The organism is Plesiocystis pacifica SIR-1 (assembly GCF_000170895.1).
GTDB lineage: Bacteria > Myxococcota_A > Polyangia > Nannocystales > Nannocystaceae > Plesiocystis > Plesiocystis pacifica.
The window spans coordinates 25507-43439 of the sequence record NZ_ABCS01000082.1; the positions used below are offsets into that span (position 1 = coordinate 25507).

A 17933-nucleotide genomic window follows, 5' to 3' on the forward strand; every position below is an offset into this window, starting at 1 on the left:
TCATGTCCAAACGACGACACCCCCAATTCTCGGCTCGACTCTCCACCCTGGGCCTCGCCGCCCTGTTGGCCGCGGCGCCCGTGGGCCTGTCGAGCTGCCTGGACTTCGGCGGCTACGACGAGACCCCCGAGCTGACCAACGAGGTCGAGGACTGGCGCGACGAGGTCATCTACCAGATCCTCGTCGACCGCTTCGCCAACGGCGACAACGGCAACGACTACCGCATCGAGCTCGACGCCCCGGCCCGCTACCACGGCGGCGACTGGCAGGGCATCGAGGACAAGCTGCCCTACCTCGAGGAGCTCGGCGTGACGACCATCTGGATCTCCCCGGTGGTCAAGAACGTCGAGACCGACGCCGACGTCGACGGCTACCACGGCTACTGGGCCCAGGACTTCACCGCGCTCAACCCCCACTTTGGCGACCTGCCGGCCCTGCGCCGGCTGGTCGACAAGGCCCACGAGCGCGACATGAAGGTGATCATCGACATCGTCACCAACCACGTCGGGCAGCTGTTCTACTACGACATCAACCTCAACGGGAACCCCGACGAGCAGCTCCAGGGCAACGGCAGCAGCTCGCCGGTGATGTACATCAACGAGTACGACCCCGACTTCGACCCCCGCGGGATCCAGTCCTTCACCTCCCTGGGCGAGGCCGGCCCGGCGCCGATCATCTTCGGCAAGGACCCGGCCACCAACCACCTCCCGCCGAGCCCGGCGGTGTTCCGCAACCCCAACGTCTACAACCGCAAGGGCCGGACCCTCGACTTCGAGGTCGAGGAGCAGCTGCTGACCGGCGACTTCCCCGGCGGGCTCAAGGACGTCGACACCACGAGGTGCGACGTCAAGGAGGCCTTCGTCGAGGTCTACGCGCGGATCATCGAAGAGACCAACGCCGACGGCTTCCGCATCGACACCATCAAGCACGTCGAGTACGAGTTCTGGCGCTACTTCGCCCAGCGCATGCGCCAGCGCCTCGGGCCCCAGGGCAAGACCAACTTCTTCATGTTCGGCGAGGCCTTCGACGGGCGCGACGATCTGGTCGGCTCCTTCACCCAGCAGCTCCCGCCCGAGGACGGCGAGACCACCTGCGCGGCCGGGGGCCCGCCGCTGACCAGCGACCAGCTCGACAGCGCGTTTTACTTCCCGCAGTACTTCCAGGCCGTGCGCGACGTGTTCATCCAGGCCCAGGGCACGGACCGCATCCAGACCCTGTGGGAGCAGCGGACCACGACCTGGGGGACCACGGCGCCCACCGGGGGCGTCGGCATCGCGCCCAGCGACATCCCGGTCAACTTCCTCGACAACCACGACGTCCCGCGCTTCCTCTACAACGTCCAGGACCTCAGCGAGGAGGTCCAGGGCCAGCTGCTGCGCAACGCCCTGGTGTTCCTCTACACGGTGCCCGGCGTGCCCTGCCTCTACTACGGCACCGAGCAGGACTTCGCCGGCGGCAACGACCCGGCCAACCGCGAGGACCTGTGGGACAGCGGCTTCGACACCACCGGCACCACCTTCCAGTGGATCGCCCGCATGGCCAAGATCCGCAAGCAGTACGCGTCCCTGCGCCGCGGCGACGTGAGCGTGACCTGGGCCTCGGCGCGCGCCGGCGAAGAAGAGGACGCGGGCATCTTCGCCTTCCAGCGCAACGGGGGCACGAGCGGCAACGGCTACTCGCTGATGGTCTTCAACACCAACCAGGTCCACGACAGCCACACCGGCTTCGAGGGCGCGGCCATGCCGGTCATCGCCCCGGCGGGCACGGTGCTCAAGGACGCGCTGACCGGCGACACCTGGACCGTGGCCAGCGACGGCACCGTCGACGTCAGCCTGCCGCCGATGAGCGCCGTGGTGCTCGTGCCCGAGAGCGACTGGACCCCGATCTGAATCCGAACTGAGCTGCCCTCGGCATGGTCGCAGTCAAAGCCCAGAACATCGTCAAGCGCTTCGGCGAGGTCACCGTCCTGCGCGGGGTCGAGCTCGACATCCCCGACGGGGCCTTCGCCGTGCTCGTCGGCCCGAGCGGCTGCGGCAAGTCCACGCTCTTGCGCCTGCTCGCCGGCCTCGAGCAGGTGAGCGAGGGCAAGATCCTGTTCGGCGAGCGCGAGGTCACCCAGCTCGAGCCCCGCGACCGGGACATCGCCATGGTGTTCCAGAGCTACGCCCTCTACCCGCACATGAGCGTGCGCCGCAACCTCGAGTTCGGCCTGCGCCTGCGCAAGACCGACGCGGCGACCATGAACCAGCGGGTCGGGGAGGTCGCCAAGATGCTGGACATCGCCCACCTGCTCGAGCGCCTGCCCAAGGATCTGAGCGGCGGGCAGCGCCAGCGCGTGGCCATGGGCCGCGCCATCGTCAGGCGCCCGGCCCTGTTCTTGTTCGACGAGCCGCTGAGCAACCTCGACCCGGCCCTGCGCACCCAGGTCCGCGTCGACATCCGCAAGCAGCACGACGAGCTCGGGGCGACGAGCGTGTACGTGACCCACGACCAGGTCGAGGCGATGACCCTGGCCGACGTCCTCTATGTTCTAGAAGGCGGCGAGGTCCAGCAGCGCGGGCGGCCCATCGACATCTACGACGAGCCGCGCAACTGCTTCGTGGCCGGCTTTTTGGGCAGCCCGGCCATGAACCTGCTGCGCGCCCCGCTGACCCGCGCGGGCGAGCTGTGGCGCGCGGGCGAGGTCGCCGTGCGCGACGCGGGCCACTTCTCCAAGCTGCGCCCCGACGCCGAGGTGATCCTCGGCCTGCGCCCCCACGACCTGCGCGCCTGCGCCGAGGCCGAGGCCGACCTGCACCTCGAGGTCGAGGTCGTCGAGACCCTCGGGCCCGAGCTCACCGTCCACGGCGTGCTCCGCGGGGACGCCCAGCGCCAGCCCTTCATCGCCGCGCTCCCGGCCAAGCTGGCCGTGCAAAAGGGCGAGCGCGTGCCCCTTCGGGTCGAGCGCCTGCACCTGTTCGACGCCGCCACGGAGCAGAGCCTGCGGTGAGGGCCGCGCTGCACCGGCGCTGGGCCAAGCTGGCCTTCGCCCTGGCCTTCGTGCTGACGGCCCTGGGCCCGAGCCTGGAGGCCCGCGCGGAGGAGCCCGTGGTCCTGTGGCACGCCTACCGCGGCGCCGAGGAAGAGGCCCTCGAGGCCATCCTCGCCGCCTGGGGCGGGCCCGTGGAGGTGCTCGCCGTGCCCTACGACGCCTTCTCGACCAAGCTCGAGTCGACGGTGCCCCTGGGCGAGGGCCCGGACCTGTTCATCGACGCCCACGAGCGCCTGGGCAACTTCCGCGAGCGCGGCATCGTGGCGCCCATCTCGGCGGAGCTGCTGGCCCGCTCGGGCGGCGCCGAGGCCTACAACCTCGGCGCCCTCGAGGCCGTGCGCTTCGAGGGCGAGGCCTACGGCCTGCCGCTGTCGCAAAAGTGCATCGCGCTCTACTACAACCCCGCCCTGGTCGCCGAGCCGCCCGCGAGCCTCGAGGCCATCGCCGCCCTCGGCGACGCCCCCGATTGGCCCGAGGGCGTCTACCCCCTGGCCTACGAGGCCCGCGGCGCCTACGCCCACGCGGCCTTGCTCGCGGCCTTTGGCGGGGCCCTGCACGACCCGGTCGCCGACGACTACGCCTTCGAGGGCGAGGCCGCCGAGCGCTCCCTCGACTACGTGCTCGGGCTGATCGACGCCGGGGTCATCCCCGAGGACGCCGACGGGGCCCTGGTGACCAACCTGTTCAAGGCGGGCAAGGCAGCCACGGTGTTCTCCGGGCCGTGGCTCGCCGCGGACTTGGAAGGGGTCGAGTACGCCGTCGCGCCTCTCCCGGTCGTCGAGGCTACCGGCGAGCCCATGCGCCCGCTGCTGACCGTCGAGGCGATCATGCTCTCGCCCCACGGCGCCGAAAAGCAGGCCGCCCGCGAGCTGCTCGCGCACATCGCGGGGCCCGCGGGGGCGCGCATCCGGGCCGAGACCGCGCGCAGCCTGAGCGCGCGCACGGACGTGCCGCCCAGCGACGACCCCCTGCTCCAGGCCTTCGCCACCCAGGCCGCCCAGAGCACGCCGATGGCCTCGACGGCGGCCATGCGCGCGGTCTGGGAGCCCGCCAACCGGGCGATCCGCAAGGTCCTGCGCCGCGACCTCGAGCCCAAGCCCGCCCTCGAAGAGGCCCGCCGGCGCTTCGACGACGTCCGCCGGCCGCCCCCGCCCCCGGCCAACCCCGCGCCGGTGGTCGTGCTCCTGGGCATGCTCAGCCTGCTGGGCGCGGGCGCGCTGGTCCACCGCGCCCGCAAGCTCGGCGGCGCCTCCGGGACCCTCGACGCCCTGCGCCGCTCGCTGCCCGCCTACGCCTACATCGCCCTCGGCGTGGTCGCGGTGACCGTGCTCGTCATCCTCCCGATCTTCTTCGGCGCCGGCGCGGCCCTGTTCGCCGGCAAGCCCCACGAGATGTACTACGTCGGCCTGGCCAACTTCGTGGCCATCCTGACCGCCCGCGGCGCGCCCTTGCTGTCGACGGGCTCCTTTTACGTCGTCCTCGCCGTGACCGTGCTGTGGACCGTGGTCAACGTGTTCTTCCACCTGGCCATCGGCGTGGCCCTGGGCCTGGTCCTCTCGCGCCCGACCATGCGCCTGCGCGGCCTCTACCGCGTGCTGCTGATCGTCCCCTGGGCCGTGCCCAGCTACGTCACCGCCCTGGCCTGGCGCGGCATGTTCCACCGCCAATTCGGCGCGGTCACGGGGCTGATCCACGCCATCAACGACCTGTTCGGCTTCAGCCTCGAGCCCATCGCGTGGTTCAGCCGCTTCAGCACGGCCTTCACCGCCAACGTCGCGACCAACGTGTGGCTGGGCTTCCCCTTCATGATGGTGGTGACCCTCGGCGCGCTCGCGGCCGTGCCCAAGGACGTGCTCGAGGCCGCCGAGGTCGACGGGGCCTCGCGCTGGCAGCGGCTGACCCAGATCACCTTGCCGATGATCGCCCCGACGATGATCCCCGCGGTGACCCTCGGCGCGATCTGGACCTTCAACATGTTCAACGTCGTGTTCCTGGTCTCGGGCGGCGACCCCGACGGGAGCACGGACATCCTCGTGTCCGAGGCCTACCGCTGGGCCTTCACCCGCGACGCCCAGTATGGCTACGCGGCCGCCTACGCCGTGCTGATCTTCCTGCTCTTGTTTGCGACCAGCCGGATCACCGACCGCTTCATGACCGGCTCGAAGGAGGACCGCGCGTGACCGCGTCCCAGCGCGAGCTGCTCGAGTCCATCGCCGCCCACGCGGTGATCCTCGCCGCCGTCGCCTTCTCCCTCTACCCCATCTTGTGGGTGGTGAGCCTGGCCTTCTCGGGCTCGACCAGCCTCGAGGCCCAGGTCATGCCCGTGCCCACGGACCCGACCCTCGACAACATCCGCGAGGTCGTGGGCTCGACGCGTACGGAGGTCGACGGCTCACAGATCTGGCTGTTCGGCCGGCAGCTGCTCAACTCCATCGTGGTCTCCATCGCCACCGCCGTCGTGGGCGTGGCCATCGCCATCCCCACGGCCTACGCCTTCGCGCGCTTCGAGTTCATCGGCAAGCGCGGCGGCATGCGCCTGCTGCTCGCGACGCAGATGTTCCCCGCCGTCGCCAGCGCCGTGCCCCTGTTCATGATCCTCGAGACCCTCGAGCTGCTGAACACGCGCACGGGCCTGGTGCTGTGCTACGCGAGCACCTCCATCCCCTTCGCCGTGTTCCAGCTGCGCTCGGCCTTCGAGGCCATCCCCACGGACCTCGAAGAGGCCGCCATGGTCGACGGCGCGACGCGCTTTCAGGCCTTCCTGCGCGTGGTCCTGCCCGTCGCCCGCCCGGCCATCGCGGTGACCTTCCTGTTCGCGTTCATGACCGCCTACAACGAGTTCATCCTCGCGGCCACGCTGCTCAACGACGAGCGCGCCTTCACCCTGCCCGTCGTGCTCCAGCGCTTCATCGGCGAGTACGACGCGCGCTGGGACCTGTTCGCGGCCGGGGCGATCGTGGTCTCGCTGCCGGTGATGCTGCTCTTTTATCAGGTCCAGCGCCACATGGTCGCGGGCCTGGGCGCCGGCGGGGTCAAGGGCTGACTGATGGACGTGGGGCCTACGGCCTTCGTCCATCAGTCCATCGTGATCACGTAGGTGCTCGAGGCCGTGGTCGTGTCGATGGTCTGCGACCGTTGGATCACCATGCCGACGATGACGTCCCGGTCCCCATCGAGGACAAAATTCACCCTCGCGTCGACGTCCTCGGGAAGCGTCACGACCTTTGAGACGTTGGCGCGGCCATGCAGCGCCTGCACGGTGTAGGTCCCTGGCGGCAGCCCGTCGAAGCGATAGATGCCGCGGGCGTTCGTCATCCGCTCGCGCGCCTCGAAGTCCCCGGCCTGCTGCAGGACGATGATCGCGTTCTCCACGACCTCACCATCCGGATCGCGGACGAAGCCGCCGATCATCCCGCCCTCGGCGTCGGGGTCGAGGGTCTGCGACAGCTCGATCGCAGCGTCGCCGCCAGGATCGCGCACGCCCGGGGATGGGCTCGCGCAGCCCGTCGCCGACCCCGCCACGACCCCCGCCACGCCGAGGGTGAGCGCCAGCGCAGCTCCCCGATTGACCGTGCGAAGCACCTCGCCCACCACCCGCACACAGCGGCGCTCCGGGCTCGCGTCGGCCTCGTCGAGGAAAGCGCCGAGGCCCTCGTCGTCGAGCGAAGTCAGGTCGTTGACATGGCGCGCGCAGTGGCGACAGTGACGACCGGCGACCTCCGATCCTCGTGCATCGGGGTCGCCTCCAGGCGATGGCTCCATGGCCTCCCAGGACTCGGGGCACGACAAGATTGTCAGTCGACGCACGACCGACAACGAGCCCTAGAGGTGGGGCTTTCAGGCGCCCGCCCCGATGCCATCCCCACCATTTCGAACCAATCCCAACCCCAGTCGAGGCCCCCATGACAGGCGGCGTCAAGGCCTCGCTTTTGTCCACGAGAGCGCCGATGGACGTCGATCGACCGCCAACGCAGACCGCAATGGGCGAACTGGCACAGGTCCCAACTTGGGTCATACTTCGGCGTTGAGAAGAGCATCTTTGGGGCGTTAGGCCACGCTCATCTCCCTGCTCCACGCGCACCGAATTCCTCCTCCGACGCGCTCTGTTCGCCCCTTGAACCCCCCTGAAGTAGTTCAGCGGTAGAACGCCCGGCTCGGCCCGGGTCGGCGCAGGTTCGAATCCTGCCTTCAGGTTCGTGTCGTCATGACGCACTGGATCGTCCCAAAGGCCACCACGGGCTACGCCCACGCTCGACTCGAGCGTGCGGTCGAGGCGTTGGCCGCCCTGCCCATGCAGGGCGGTCCGACGGCCCGCGCTCGCGCCATGGCGCAGATCCACCGCTGGCGCGCCGTCATCGAGGGCATGCGCGGCGGGGCCCTCCACGCCAGCTCGCGCACACCCCTGGGCCACACACCCACATGGGCCACCCTCGAGGTCGCCCCCGGTGGGTTCTCCACGGGCCGCTACCTCGCCGAGGGCGAGCTCCAAGAGCACGAGCTGGCCCTGCTCTCGCAGCTGCCCCGCGCCGTCCCGGGACGCAGCGCGCGAGAGCGCCTCAACCACTACTTCCTCAGCGACGCCGGCATGCAGGCCCTCAGCGCGGCCGTGGACGCGGGCCAGCTGCACATCGAGCTCCCCGAGGAGGGTGCCCTGCCCGTCGTCGCGGCCCTGCTCGCGCGCGGCTACGCGGCCGAGGCCCTCGAGCTCATCGAGGTCCTGCGCCCGCTGATGCACCGCCTGCGCCTGTACCCCAAGCTGCGCGCGCGGCCGCGGCAGACCGGCGCGACCGTCCACCGCCTCGACGTGGGCGAGGTCGTCGACAAGCTGTGCGCCGTCGAGCTGCCCCCGCGCATCGCAACCATGAACGAGGCCCTGCGCGTGTGGAACCCGCTGTTCGACGAGCTCGTCGCGCTGTGGTTGGCGACCGTCGATCCGGCCGAGGTCGAGGTCGAGGACTGGCCGCACCTGCGCCGCGACCAAGCCGGCGCGCTCACGCGTCACGCCGACAACGGCCAGCCCGTGCTCGCGGGCGCGTGGCCGGGGAAGATCATGCCTGCGGGTTGGAGCGAGCGCCGTCAGGCCTGGCTCGAGGCCTACGCCCGAGCCGCGGCGAAGCATTCCCGCAGCGCCAAGCACCGCCACCCCAAGAGCAACTTCGCTCGCCTGCGCCGCGCCCTCGAGGCCGAGCCCGGCACCCTCACCCGGCGCGAGCTGGGCTGGGTTCGCCGCGCCCTGGCCAGCACGCTGACCAAACACGGCGCCCCCGGCCTGCCCTTGCGCACCCAGCTGCGCGAGCTCCAGGCCGAGATCGCCGACCTGCCCACGCACCCCGAGATGGCCGCGGTGCTCATCGCTCGCCTGGCTCGCTACCCCGTCGACGGCGGGCTGCCGAGCCTCGAGAGCATCAACGCGCCCCTGGGCGACGACGAGCACGCCGAGCTCTACGGCGGCGTCGAGATGCCCGCCGTGCTGCTCGACAAGATCGAGGGCGCCCTCGAGGCCCCCATCGCCGAGCTCGTCGAGCGCGGCGTGATCGCGTCGAGCGAGGTGCTCGCGGGTGTGCTCCCGCAGATCACCGCGCAGGTGTCCGCCGCGGGCATCGACGATCCGGCCGTCCGCGAGCTCTTCGCCCAGATCTACGCGGCCTTCCGCCGTCGTCGCTCGCTCTTGCTGGCCAACTACGCCCGCCCCGTGCAGCTCGAAGAGCTGCCGTGGATCGCCGCGCTCGCGCCCCTGCGTCGGCCCGACGCGGGCGTCGACGTGCACGTCGTCGACCCCCGCACCTTCACCCGCCAGACCCTCGAGCAGGTCACCACCCTCGCGCTCTCGGCCTTCCCCCAGTCCATCTTGCCCAACGTCCTGGTCCGCGAGATGGAGGCCCTGGTCCACGCCAGCGGCCTCGACCTGCCCTTGGTTCGCGAGCTCGCGGCCGACGTGTTCACGGGCGACTTCCCCCAAACCTTCGGCCACTCCGAGGTGCTCACCCGGCGCCTGCTCGTGGGCACGCTCTACGCCCGCTACTACGGGCTGTGGACGGGCTCTCTGGGCGAGCTGCCCTTTGGTCAGCGCTGCACCATGCGAGCCTACGAGGCTCGAACTCACGAGAACACCCGCGAAGCCGGCCGCAACAGCTGGATCGCGCAAAACGGTGCGATCCTCGAGCAAGCGCAGATCATGACCACGCACAACCTCGCGCCGCTGACCCTGCGCCTGGGCCTCTACGAGAACCTCAAGACCCACGCGCCCGAGCTGGTCCGCCAGGTGTTCACGTGGATCCTCCAGCGCTGGCGCCAGGCCTCGGTCCACGAGCACGCGCGCGCGCTGATGATCAAGCACACGGCCTACGCCTGGCGCCAGGCCATCTTCTTGCTCTCGCTGTGCGAGGGGGCCGAGCAGCGCCACGCCGCCGAGACCTTCGAGGCCATGGTCGCCGCGCAGCCCTTCGCCCTGGCCCGACGCATCGCGCCGGTGTCGGCGGGCCTGCGCCTGGCCTTCGAGGGCGGGGGCTTCGACGCCCGCGGCCGCGGCCGCACCCGCACCGGGGCGCCGGCTCGACGCTTGCTCGGGTGGAGCATCGGCCCGCACTGGCTCCTGGGCAGCTAGCCCTACATCAGGATCTCGATGTTCTCGCTGACGTCCCGGGTCTCGCCCAGGCGGATCAGCAAGAGCGCGAGGCGGCCGATGGGCGGGCGCCACAGCCCGTGACCGAAGGCCACCGCCCACGCGTCGCGGGCCGCGATGGTCTCGGCCTGCGCGCGCGCGTCTTGGTGGGCCAGCTCCGAGGCCAGCGCCCACGCGGCCTCCCGCGCCTTGACCATCGAAAAGTTCACCGCGACGTCCTCGAGGCTCCCCGACAGGCGATCGAGGGGCCCCAGGGGCTTCCAGATCTGCGCCAGCTCGGCCTTGACCTCGTCGACCAGGGACGCGAGCACGTCGTTGATGCGGTTGAAGTCCAGCTCGAGATCGGCCAGCGCCGCGCCCGGGGCGACCGTCGCCGCGGCGACGCCCAGGTCGAGGTTGATGTGCGCGTTCATGGCGATCAGCAGGTGCTGGATCACCGTCGGCATCCACGCCCCCGAGGCCCTAAAGGCCAGGTCCCACGCGCCGACCGGCCTTCGCCCGCTGCGGTAGGTCGCGAGCGCGTCGAGGTAGCGGTTGGCGAAGGCCACGTCGAGGGCCTCCATGCGCGGGCCGTCGTCGAACTCGCCGGCCTCGATGCCGGCTTTCACCTGCACGGTGACCTTGCGGTAGAGCGCGGCGAAGTAGCCGACGCGGCTGTCCTCGCGCCGGGCCCACTCGAGCACGCGGTCGAGCTCGGCGATGACCTCGTCGATGGTCTCGGCCGCCATGCTCCGCTCAGGGGACTGTGAAGTTTTCACAGTCCCTGTCCGCTTTGACCGTCGTGGACGACGCCACGCCCTCCCTGCCCCACGTCCACGACTCAGTCGGCCTCGCCGCGGACCACCCGGAAGATCTCCTCGTCGCGGAGGGTCTGGTTGTGGCTCTTGGCGTAGCTGAAGATGCGGTCGACGAGCTCGTCGGTGGGCTCGATGCCCCGCTCGCGCAGCCAGTAGATCACGTTGGAGCGCCCGCTGTAGTGGCCGATCTCGATCTCCTGGCGCCGGCCGAACACGCGGGCCGGGACGGCGGAGTAGACCCGGTCGGCGAGCTCCTTCTCGCCCCGGGACTCGGCCTTGATGATCGCCGCCGCGTGCACGCCGGTGGCCGTGCGGAAGGCGTCGCGGCCGACCAGGGGGTAGCTCGGGTGGATCGGCACCCCGGTGTACTCGCTGACCTTCTGGACGTAGTCGACGAGGCAAGACAGGTCGTGCTCTTCGGGGTCGAGGCGGCCGAGCAGATGCTGGTTGAGCAGCAGGTGATCCATCGAGGTGTTGCCGACGCGCTCGCCGATGCCCAGGGCGCAGCCGTGGGCCCGGTCGACGCCCCACTCGAGGGCCAGGGTCGCCAGGGTCAGGGCGTGGCCGCGGTCGTTGTGCCCGTGCCAGTCGAGCTTGACCTCGTCCTCCGCGCCCATGCCGCGCAGCAGGCCCTTGGTGAAGTTCAGCAGGTTGCGCAGGCCGTGGGGCACGGCGTGGCCGCAGGTGTCGCACAGCACCAGCCGGGTCGCGCCGGCGTCGATCGCCGTGCGGAACAGGGTGTCGAGGGTCTTGGGGTGCGAGCGGGTCGTGTCCTCGGTGACGAAGGAGGCCGGCAGCCCGTTGCTGACGATGAGCTCGATGGCCGCCTTGGTGTGGCCGACCAGGCGCGCGACGTCCCAGTTCTCGGCGTAGGCGCGGATCGGGCTCGAGCCGATGAAGGCCGTGACCTCGATGGCCATGCCGACGCGCTGGGAGATCTCGATGATCGGGCGGATGTCGGCCTCGACGGTCCGCGCGGCGCAGTTGGGCTGGATGCGCAGCTTCTCGTCGACGATCATCCGCAGCAGGGCCTCGACGTCCTCCTGGGCCCGGCGCCCCGCCCCCGGCAGGCCGAGGTTGACCACGTGGATGCCCAGCCGGTCCATGTAGCGGACCAGCTCCATCTTCTGCTCGATGCTCGGGTCGCGGACCGAGGGCGACTGCAGGCCGTCGCGGATGGTCTCGTCGACGAAGCGGGGGGCCTTGGTCGAGGTCCGGCGCTTGTCGAGTTCGTTCCAGTCGTAGACGAGGGCGGCGACGTCGTTGGAGTCGAGCATGGGCAAAATCCTCTCGCGGGTGGGCTCAGACGCCGGGGACCAGGCCCTCGATGTCGAAGAAGCGGTCGAGCTCGTTGACCAGGGACTCGACGATGGCGTCGGCGATCTCCTCGTCGCTGTCGATCTCGGCCACGATCATGTCGCGGAACAGCACGATGCCCTGGAGCTCGGCCGCGGCGTCGTCGGTGCTCGGGCGGCCCTCGAAGATCACCGCCGAGCGCGGGTCGTAGCCCCCGCGGATCATCGCCTCGCTGACCCAACGCTCGACGCGGATCGGCGCGGTCGCGACCAGCTTGAGCACGGGGTCGGGCAGGCTCTCGAGCACGTCCTCGAGCTGGCGCTGGAGGTCGTCGCGCTCGTCGGCCTCGAGCTCGGCGTCGGCGTCGACCTCGAGCTGAGCCAGGTCGCGGCGGCGCAGCGCGAGCCAGGACTCGACGGCCGCGTCGACCTTGCCCGTCGCGCGCTGGGCCAGGCCGAGCTGGTAGAGCAGCTCGGCGCCCGCCTCGGGGTCGGTCTCGCGCTCGACGGCCCCGGCGAGCAGGCCCTCGCCCTCCTCGGCGCGGCCGAGGCCGGCGAGGGCCGCCGCGCGCACGCTGACCCAGGCCGGGTCGGTGTGCAGCGAGGGATCGATCTGGTCGAGGAGCTCGAGGGCCTCCTCGGGGTCGGCGTCGAGGTGCGCCAAGCGGGTCTGGGCGAGGAGCAGCAGGACCTCGGCGCGGTCTTCCTTGTTGAGCTCGAGGTCCTCGCGCTCGAGGGCCGTGCGCAGCACGTCCTCGGCGTCGTCGAAGTTCATCATGTCGGCGTAGAGCTCACCGGCGTCGACGTAGAGCCGGGGCTCGACGGGCTTGGCCGCGAGCGCGCGCTCGAAGCTCGAGACCGCCTCGTCGATGTCGCCGCCGGCCCACGCGAGCAGGGCCCCGAGGTGCAGCAGCCGCGGGTCTTCCATGTTGGCTCCGCCCGTCGCGGCCGCTTCGAGGAGGCGCTGGGCGCCCTCGAAGTCACCCTGCTCGAGAGCGGCGCGAGCCTGGTCCACGGTAGCGTCGAGATCGGCACTCATGGAGCGCACCGTAGCGCTCGCGCCCGGCCCCGTCACGCGTGCTATGCCCGCATCGTGAGCGCCTCTTCCCCTGGCCAACCTGGGTCCGAGCCCGGCCCCGAGCGCAGTTTCGGCTCCGCCGCCGATGGCACTCCCGACGCCCCCGTGAGCGCTCTCATGACCGTGCTGCGCGAGCGCTGGGTCATGAGCCTCGCGCTCGTCGATCCGCAGGACCCGGCGCCCGGATCCACGCCCTTGTTCTTCGCCCTCGTCGAGCCCGACAGCGTCGGCCGCCACGCCGCGCCCTTGCTGGTGTTCGCCAGCTCACCGACGAGCCGCCACGGGCAGCTGTGCGTCGACGCCCTCGCCCCCGTGGCCGCCGGCGCGTCGGTCTACCTCGAGAGCGAGACCGTCGGTGAGCTCCGCGGCGCGCAGCTGCGCGGCACCGTCCACCGCGCAGCCCGCTGCACCCCTGCCGTCGCCGAAGCCCTGCGCGCGCGCTACCTCGCCCGCCACCCCGTCGCCGCCCCGGTCCTCGACGGCGGCCGCCACGAGCTCTACGTGTTCGAGCCGCGCTGGGCCAAGGTCACGGACAACCGCCTCGGCTTCGGCGTCCACCCCACCGCGCAGTTCAGCGCCCCCTGGTCGGGGGCTCCGCTATCCTCTGCGCCATGACCGAGGACGGCCCCAAAGACGGCCCCACGCCCGAGCCCCCCGACGCCGAGACGTCCGGGGGCATGCAGCTGTACACCAAGATCCTCATCGGAATGGTCGTCGGCAGCGTCCTGGCGGTGCTCTGCAAGGAGCTGCTGACCGGGACCGACGCCTGGGTGTCGGTGTTCGCCGACCAGGCCGCCCTCCAGACCTTCGGCGAGCGGTGGATCGAGCCCGTCGGCAAGCTGTTCATCCGCTCGATCATCCTGACCGTCGTCCCCCTGGTGTTCACCTCCATCGCCACGGGCATGCACTCCCTCGGCGACCCCCGGGATCTCGGGCGCCTCGGCGGACGCACCGTGCTCGTGTTCATGACCACCGCCTTCCTGGGCGCGGTCCTGGCCACGCTGCTCTACCTGGCGATCCAGCCGGGCTCGGTGATCTCGCCCGAGACCCGGGATCTGCTCGCGGCGCAGTTCGCCGAGCAGGCCACCACCAAGACCGCCACCGCCGGCCAGGCCCAGAGCTACTTCTCGGGCTCGATCCTCCAGATCCTCGTGGGGCTGATCCCCGAGAACATCGTGCTGTCCATGACGAGCAACCGGGACCTGCTCAAGGTGATCCTGTTCGCGCTCGCCTTTGGAATCTCGCTCACGCTCATCGACAAAGAGCGCGCTCGCCCCGTGGTCGCCGTCCTCGACGGGGTCAACGAGGCGATGATCAAGCTCATCGAGCTGCTCATGAAGCTCGCCCCCTACGGCGTCGCCGCCCTGGTGTTCATGGTCGTGGCGCGCTTTGGCCTCGACGTCCTCCAGGCCCTCGCGCTGTACACGGCCGTGGTGCTGATCGCGCTCGCGGCTCACCTGCTGCTGGTCCTCGCCCCCCTCATCCGGCTGCTCGCCGGCATGCGACCCATCGAGTTCATCCGCGCGATCCGTGAGGTCTGGATCACGGCCTTCTCGACCTCGTCCTCGGCCGCGACCTTGCCCACGACGATCCGCGTGACCCAAGAGAAGCTCGACGTGCCCAAGCCCATCGCTGGCTTCGTCCTGCCTCTGGGCGCCACGATCAACATGGACGGCACGACCATCTACCAGGTCATCGCCGTGCACTTCGTCGCGCAGGTGTGGGGCATCCAGCTCGAGCCCTCGGCCTATCTGACGCTGATCCTCGTGTCGATGCTCATGGCCATCGGGGCCGCTGGCGTCCCTGGCGGCGTCATCCCCCTGCTCTACGTGGTGATGGTCACCGTCGGCATCCCCGAGCCCATCGTCGCCATGGGCATCGCGCTCATCCTCGGCATGGATCGAATCCTCGACATGTGTCGGAGCGCAGTGAACGTCGTCGGGGACTCGACGACGGCGGTGATCATCGCGCGCTTGGAGGCCCGGCGCGCGACGCCGAGTTAGCCGCGGGGCCAACCCTCACGCTCCCGAGCTTTGTGCGTAGGGCCCCGCTGCGCGACCGTGAACGACGTTGCGCCCGTGAGCCAACGTACCTCTAATCCCGTGACAAGGCATCGCGGCCCCGCCATACTCGTCCGACAGTACTTTGGGCCGCGGGTGCGGCCATCGAGACCCATATGGACACCTTCCCCAAGGCCCAAGAACGCGAGGCCCTCGAGTCGGTGGTCATCCGCTTCGCCGGTGACTCTGGCGACGGCATGCAGCTCACTGGCAGTCAGTTCACGAACACGACTGCCTTGATGGGCAACGACCTCGCGACCTTCCCCGACTTCCCCGCCGAGATTCGGGCCCCCGCGGGCACGACCTACGGCGTCTCGGGCTTCCAGATCCACTTCGCCGCCCACGACATCATGACGCCCGGCGACGAGCCGGACGTGCTCGTGGCCATGAACCCCGCGGCGCTGAAGACCAACATCGGCGACCTCAAGGAGCGGGGTCTGCTGATCGTCAACTCCGGCGCCTTCATCAAGGGCAACCTCAAGAAGGCCGGCTACGCCGAGAACCCCCTCGAGGACGAGGCCTTCCTGTCGCAGTACCGCGTCATCAAGCTCGACATCCAGGCGATGACCCTCGCGGCCGTCGCCGAGTTCGAGCTCGGGACCAAGAACGCGCTGCGCTCGAAGAACATGTGGACCCTCGGCCTGGTGCTGTGGCTGTTCGGACGCGAGACCAAGCACACCGTCGCCTGGCTCGAGCAAAAGTTCGCCAAGAAGCCCGACATCGCCAAGGCCAACGTCGCGGCGCTCAAGGCCGGCCACGCCTACGGCGAGACGGCCGAGCTGCCCAGCGGCATCGGGGCCTACGAGGTCCCCAAGGCCAAGCTGCCCGCGGGCACCTACCGCAACATCACCGGCAACGACGCCCTCGCCTGGGGCCTGACCGCGGCCTCGAAGCTCTCGGGCCTCAAGCTGGTGCTCGGCTCCTACCCGATCACCCCGGCCTCCTCGGTGCTCCACGCCCTCGCCAAGCTCAAGCACTTCGGCGTGACCACCTTCCAGGCCGAGGACGAGATCGCGGCGGTGTGCGCCGCGGTCGGGGCCAGCTGGGGCGGCGCCCTGGGCATCACCACGACCTCCGGCCCCGGCGTCGCCCTCAAGGGCGAGGCCATCGGGTTGGCGATCATGCTCGAACTGCCGCTGATCGTCTGCGACATCCAGCGCGGCGGTCCGTCCACGGGCATGCCGACCAAGACCGAGCAGTCGGACCTGCTCCAGGCCGTCTACGGCCGCAACGGCGACGCGCCCATGCCGGTGCTCGCCGCCTGCACCCCCGGCGACTGCTTCTTCATGGCCATCGAGGCCGCGCGCATCTCGGTCAAGTACATGACGCCGGTCATGCTGCTGACCGACGGCTACCTGGCCAACGGCGCCGAGCCCTGGAAGATCCCGGCCATGGCCGACCTCGAGCCCTTCCCGGTCAGCTTCCCGACCGAGCGCCCCGAGGGCTTCCACCCCTACCTGCGCGACCCCGAGACCCTCGCCCGGCCGTGGGCCATCCCCGGCACGCCCGGCCTCGAGCACCGCATCGGCGGCCTCGAGAAGGACTTCGACTCGGGCAACATCTCCTACGACCCCGACAACCACCACAAGATGACCAAGACCCGCGCGGCCAAGGTCGCGGGGATCGCCAAGGACATCCCGGCGGCGGCCCCCGAGGTCGGGGAGACCAGCGGCGATCTGCTGGTCATCGGCTGGGGCTCGACCTACGGGGCGATCACCCAGGCGGTCCGCCGGGCTCGCGCCGCGGGCAAGAAAGTCTCGCAGGTCCACCTGCGCTACATCAACCCGCTGCCGCCCGGCCTGGGCGAGCTCATCGCCGGCTTTGACAAGGTCATCGTGCCGGAGATGAACAACGGCATGCTGAGCAAGATCCTGCGCTCCGAGTTCCTCGTCGACGCCGTCGGCATCAACAAGATCTCGGGCCAGCCCTTCAAGGTCAGCGAGATTCAGAAAGCCATCGAGGAGAACCTGGCATGAGTCCCTCCGATCCTCCCAAGAAGCTCACCCGCAAGGACTTCGCCTCGGACCAGGACGTCCGCTGGTGCCCGGGCTGTGGCGACTACGCCATCTTGGCGACCATCCAGCGCACCCTGCCGACGGTCAACGCCGACCCGGCCAAGACCGTGTTCCTGTCGGGCATCGGCTGCTCCAGCCGCTTCCCCTACTACATGAACACCTACGGCTTCCACAGCATCCACGGCCGGGCGCCCGCCTTCGCCACGGGGCTGAAGCTGACCAACCCCGAGCTCGACATCTGGATCATCACCGGCGACGGCGACGGCCTGAGCATCGGCGGCAACCACCTCATGCACGTGCTGCGGCGCAACGTCGACGTGCAGCTGATGCTGTTCAACAACCGCATCTACGGCCTGACCAAGGGCCAGTATTCGCCGACCTCGCTCGTCGGGCTGCGCTCGCCGTCGACGCCCAAGGGCTCCATCGACATGCCCGTCGTGCCCGCGCTCATCGCCCTCGGGGCGGGGGCCCGCTTCGTCGCGCGCTCCGTCGACACCCTCGCCAAGCACCTCGGCCCGACCCTGGTCGCCGCCCGGGAGCACCGCGGGGCCAGCTTCATCGAGATCTTGCAGAACTGCCCGGTGTTCAACGACGACACCTGGGCGCACGTCAAGAGCAAGGAAGCCGGCGCGGACGCGGTGCTCCTGCTCGAGCACGGCAAGCCCATGATCTTCGGCAAGGAGAAGAGCAAGGGCCTGCGCCTCAAGCCCAACAGCCTCGAGCTCGAGGTCGTGACCATCGGCGAGGACGGCATCACCGAGGCGGACATCCTCGTCCACGACGAGACCAACCGCCCGATGGCCTTCCTGCTCGCTGGCATGGAGCCGCCCACCTTCCCCATGGCGCTGGGTGTGCTGCTGCGCGATCCCGCGCCGGCCTATGACGCGGCTGTCCTGGCTCAGGTCGCCGACGCCCAAGCGGCCGGCGAAGGCGACATCGACCAGCTCCTCAATTCCGGTCACACCTGGACGATTGAGTAGAAAACGGGCGGCCTTGGCCGCCTTTTTTCTGCTCAATCTCTGAGTTTGATGGAGG

The 17933-nt window shown here is 70.2% G+C and carries 13 protein-coding genes and 1 tRNA gene; 10 read left to right on the top strand and 4 right to left on the bottom strand.

The features are described 5' to 3' along the window. Positions 1-2: 2 nt before the first annotated feature. From PPSIR1_RS30635 to PPSIR1_RS30650, 4 genes are read left to right on the top strand one after another with little or no spacing between them, the layout of a single operon-like run. Positions 3-1889, top strand: a complete 1887-nt coding sequence (locus PPSIR1_RS30635; RefSeq protein WP_157596137.1) for an alpha-amylase family glycosyl hydrolase — start codon at positions 3-5, stop codon at positions 1887-1889. A 23-nt stretch (positions 1890-1912) separates the two neighbouring features. Then, positions 1913-2989 (top strand): ABC transporter ATP-binding protein, encoded by a 1077-nt coding sequence (locus tag PPSIR1_RS30640; protein WP_006975110.1) that lies wholly within the window; start codon positions 1913-1915, stop codon positions 2987-2989. Continuing rightward, positions 2986-5211, top strand: a complete 2226-nt coding sequence (locus PPSIR1_RS30645) for an extracellular solute-binding protein (RefSeq protein WP_006975111.1) — start codon at positions 2986-2988, stop codon at positions 5209-5211. Before PPSIR1_RS30640 ends, PPSIR1_RS30645 begins: the two co-directional genes overlap by 4 nt. Further along, positions 5208-6074 (top strand): sugar ABC transporter permease, encoded by an 867-nt coding sequence (locus tag PPSIR1_RS30650; protein WP_006975112.1) that lies wholly within the window; start codon positions 5208-5210, stop codon positions 6072-6074. Before PPSIR1_RS30645 ends, PPSIR1_RS30650 begins: the two co-directional genes overlap by 4 nt. A gap of 32 nt (positions 6075-6106) precedes the next feature. On the opposite strand, the gene PPSIR1_RS30655 is transcribed toward PPSIR1_RS30650, so the two are convergent. Then, positions 6107-6838, bottom strand: a complete 732-nt coding sequence (locus tag PPSIR1_RS30655; protein WP_157596138.1) for a carboxypeptidase-like regulatory domain-containing protein — start codon at positions 6836-6838, stop codon at positions 6107-6109. 316 nt (positions 6839-7154) lie between these two features. Here PPSIR1_RS30655 and PPSIR1_RS30660 point away from each other — a divergent pair. Together PPSIR1_RS30660 and PPSIR1_RS30665 are read left to right on the top strand one after the other, a co-directional pair. Beyond that, positions 7155-7225, top strand: a tRNA-OTHER gene (locus PPSIR1_RS30660). Between the two features lie 10 nt (positions 7226-7235). Next, positions 7236-9635, top strand: coding sequence for a hypothetical protein (locus PPSIR1_RS30665; protein WP_006975114.1), 2400 nt, complete (start codon positions 7236-7238; stop codon positions 9633-9635). 2 nt (positions 9636-9637) lie between these two features. Here PPSIR1_RS30665 and PPSIR1_RS30670 read toward each other — a convergent pair whose 3' ends face one another. From PPSIR1_RS30670 to PPSIR1_RS30680, 3 genes are all read right to left on the bottom strand, one after another. Beyond that, a complete protein-coding gene (locus tag PPSIR1_RS30670; RefSeq protein ID WP_006975115.1) occupies positions 9638-10381 on the bottom strand; it encodes a DUF5995 family protein in 744 nt (247 codons plus the stop codon). Between the two features lie 92 nt (positions 10382-10473). Continuing rightward, positions 10474-11727, bottom strand: coding sequence for a LeuA family protein (locus PPSIR1_RS30675; RefSeq protein ID WP_157596139.1), 1254 nt, complete (start codon positions 11725-11727; stop codon positions 10474-10476). 25 nt (positions 11728-11752) lie between these two features. After that, a complete protein-coding gene (locus tag PPSIR1_RS30680) occupies positions 11753-12784 on the bottom strand; it encodes a tetratricopeptide repeat protein (protein WP_086001847.1) in 1032 nt (343 codons plus the stop codon). 144 nt (positions 12785-12928) lie between these two features. Here PPSIR1_RS30680 and PPSIR1_RS30685 point away from each other — a divergent pair, with 144 nt between their 5' ends. The 4 genes from PPSIR1_RS30685 to PPSIR1_RS30700 all read left to right on the top strand — a co-directional run bounded on the left by PPSIR1_RS30685 (position 12929) and on the right by PPSIR1_RS30700 (position 17878). Further along, on the top strand, positions 12929-13438 hold the full coding sequence (locus PPSIR1_RS30685; protein WP_045117089.1) for a PNPOx family protein: 510 nt from the start codon (positions 12929-12931) through the stop codon (positions 13436-13438). Continuing rightward, the gene (locus PPSIR1_RS30690) at positions 13435-14826 is read left to right on the top strand and encodes a dicarboxylate/amino acid:cation symporter (RefSeq protein WP_006975119.1); all 1392 of its coding nucleotides are present in this window, start codon (positions 13435-13437) and stop codon (positions 14824-14826) included. The genes PPSIR1_RS30685 and PPSIR1_RS30690 overlap by 4 nt, the downstream gene beginning before the upstream one ends. Before the next feature lie 173 nt (positions 14827-14999). Next, positions 15000-16859: a 2-oxoacid:acceptor oxidoreductase subunit alpha gene (locus PPSIR1_RS30695; RefSeq protein WP_006975120.1), complete on the top strand. Its 1860-nt coding sequence runs from the start codon at positions 15000-15002 to the stop codon at positions 16857-16859. Beyond that, on the top strand, positions 16856-17878 hold the full coding sequence (locus tag PPSIR1_RS30700; RefSeq protein ID WP_006975121.1) for a 2-oxoacid:ferredoxin oxidoreductase subunit beta: 1023 nt from the start codon (positions 16856-16858) through the stop codon (positions 17876-17878). Before PPSIR1_RS30695 ends, PPSIR1_RS30700 begins: the two co-directional genes overlap by 4 nt. Positions 17879-17933: the final 55 nt, after the last annotated feature.

Excerpts from the sequence above, each read along its gene's own strand:
- PPSIR1_RS30635 (WP_157596137.1), top strand. The coding sequence starts at position 3 with ATGTCCAAACGACGACACCCCCAATTCTCGGCTCGACTCTCCACCCTG.
- PPSIR1_RS30640 (WP_006975110.1), top strand. The coding sequence starts at position 1,913 with ATGGTCGCAGTCAAAGCCCAGAACATCGTCAAGCGCTTCGGCGAGGTC.
- PPSIR1_RS30665 (WP_006975114.1), top strand. The coding sequence starts at position 7,236 with ATGACGCACTGGATCGTCCCAAAGGCCACCACGGGCTACGCCCACGCT.
- PPSIR1_RS30670 (WP_006975115.1), bottom strand. The coding sequence starts at position 10,381 with ATGGCGGCCGAGACCATCGACGAGGTCATCGCCGAGCTCGACCGCGTG.
- PPSIR1_RS30675 (WP_157596139.1), bottom strand. The coding sequence starts at position 11,727 with ATGCTCGACTCCAACGACGTCGCCGCCCTCGTCTACGACTGGAACGAA.
- PPSIR1_RS30680 (WP_086001847.1), bottom strand. The coding sequence starts at position 12,784 with ATGAGTGCCGATCTCGACGCTACCGTGGACCAGGCTCGCGCCGCTCTC.
- PPSIR1_RS30690 (WP_006975119.1), top strand. The coding sequence starts at position 13,435 with ATGACCGAGGACGGCCCCAAAGACGGCCCCACGCCCGAGCCCCCCGAC.
- PPSIR1_RS30695 (WP_006975120.1), top strand. The coding sequence starts at position 15,000 with ATGGACACCTTCCCCAAGGCCCAAGAACGCGAGGCCCTCGAGTCGGTG.
- PPSIR1_RS30700 (WP_006975121.1), top strand. The coding sequence starts at position 16,856 with ATGAGTCCCTCCGATCCTCCCAAGAAGCTCACCCGCAAGGACTTCGCC.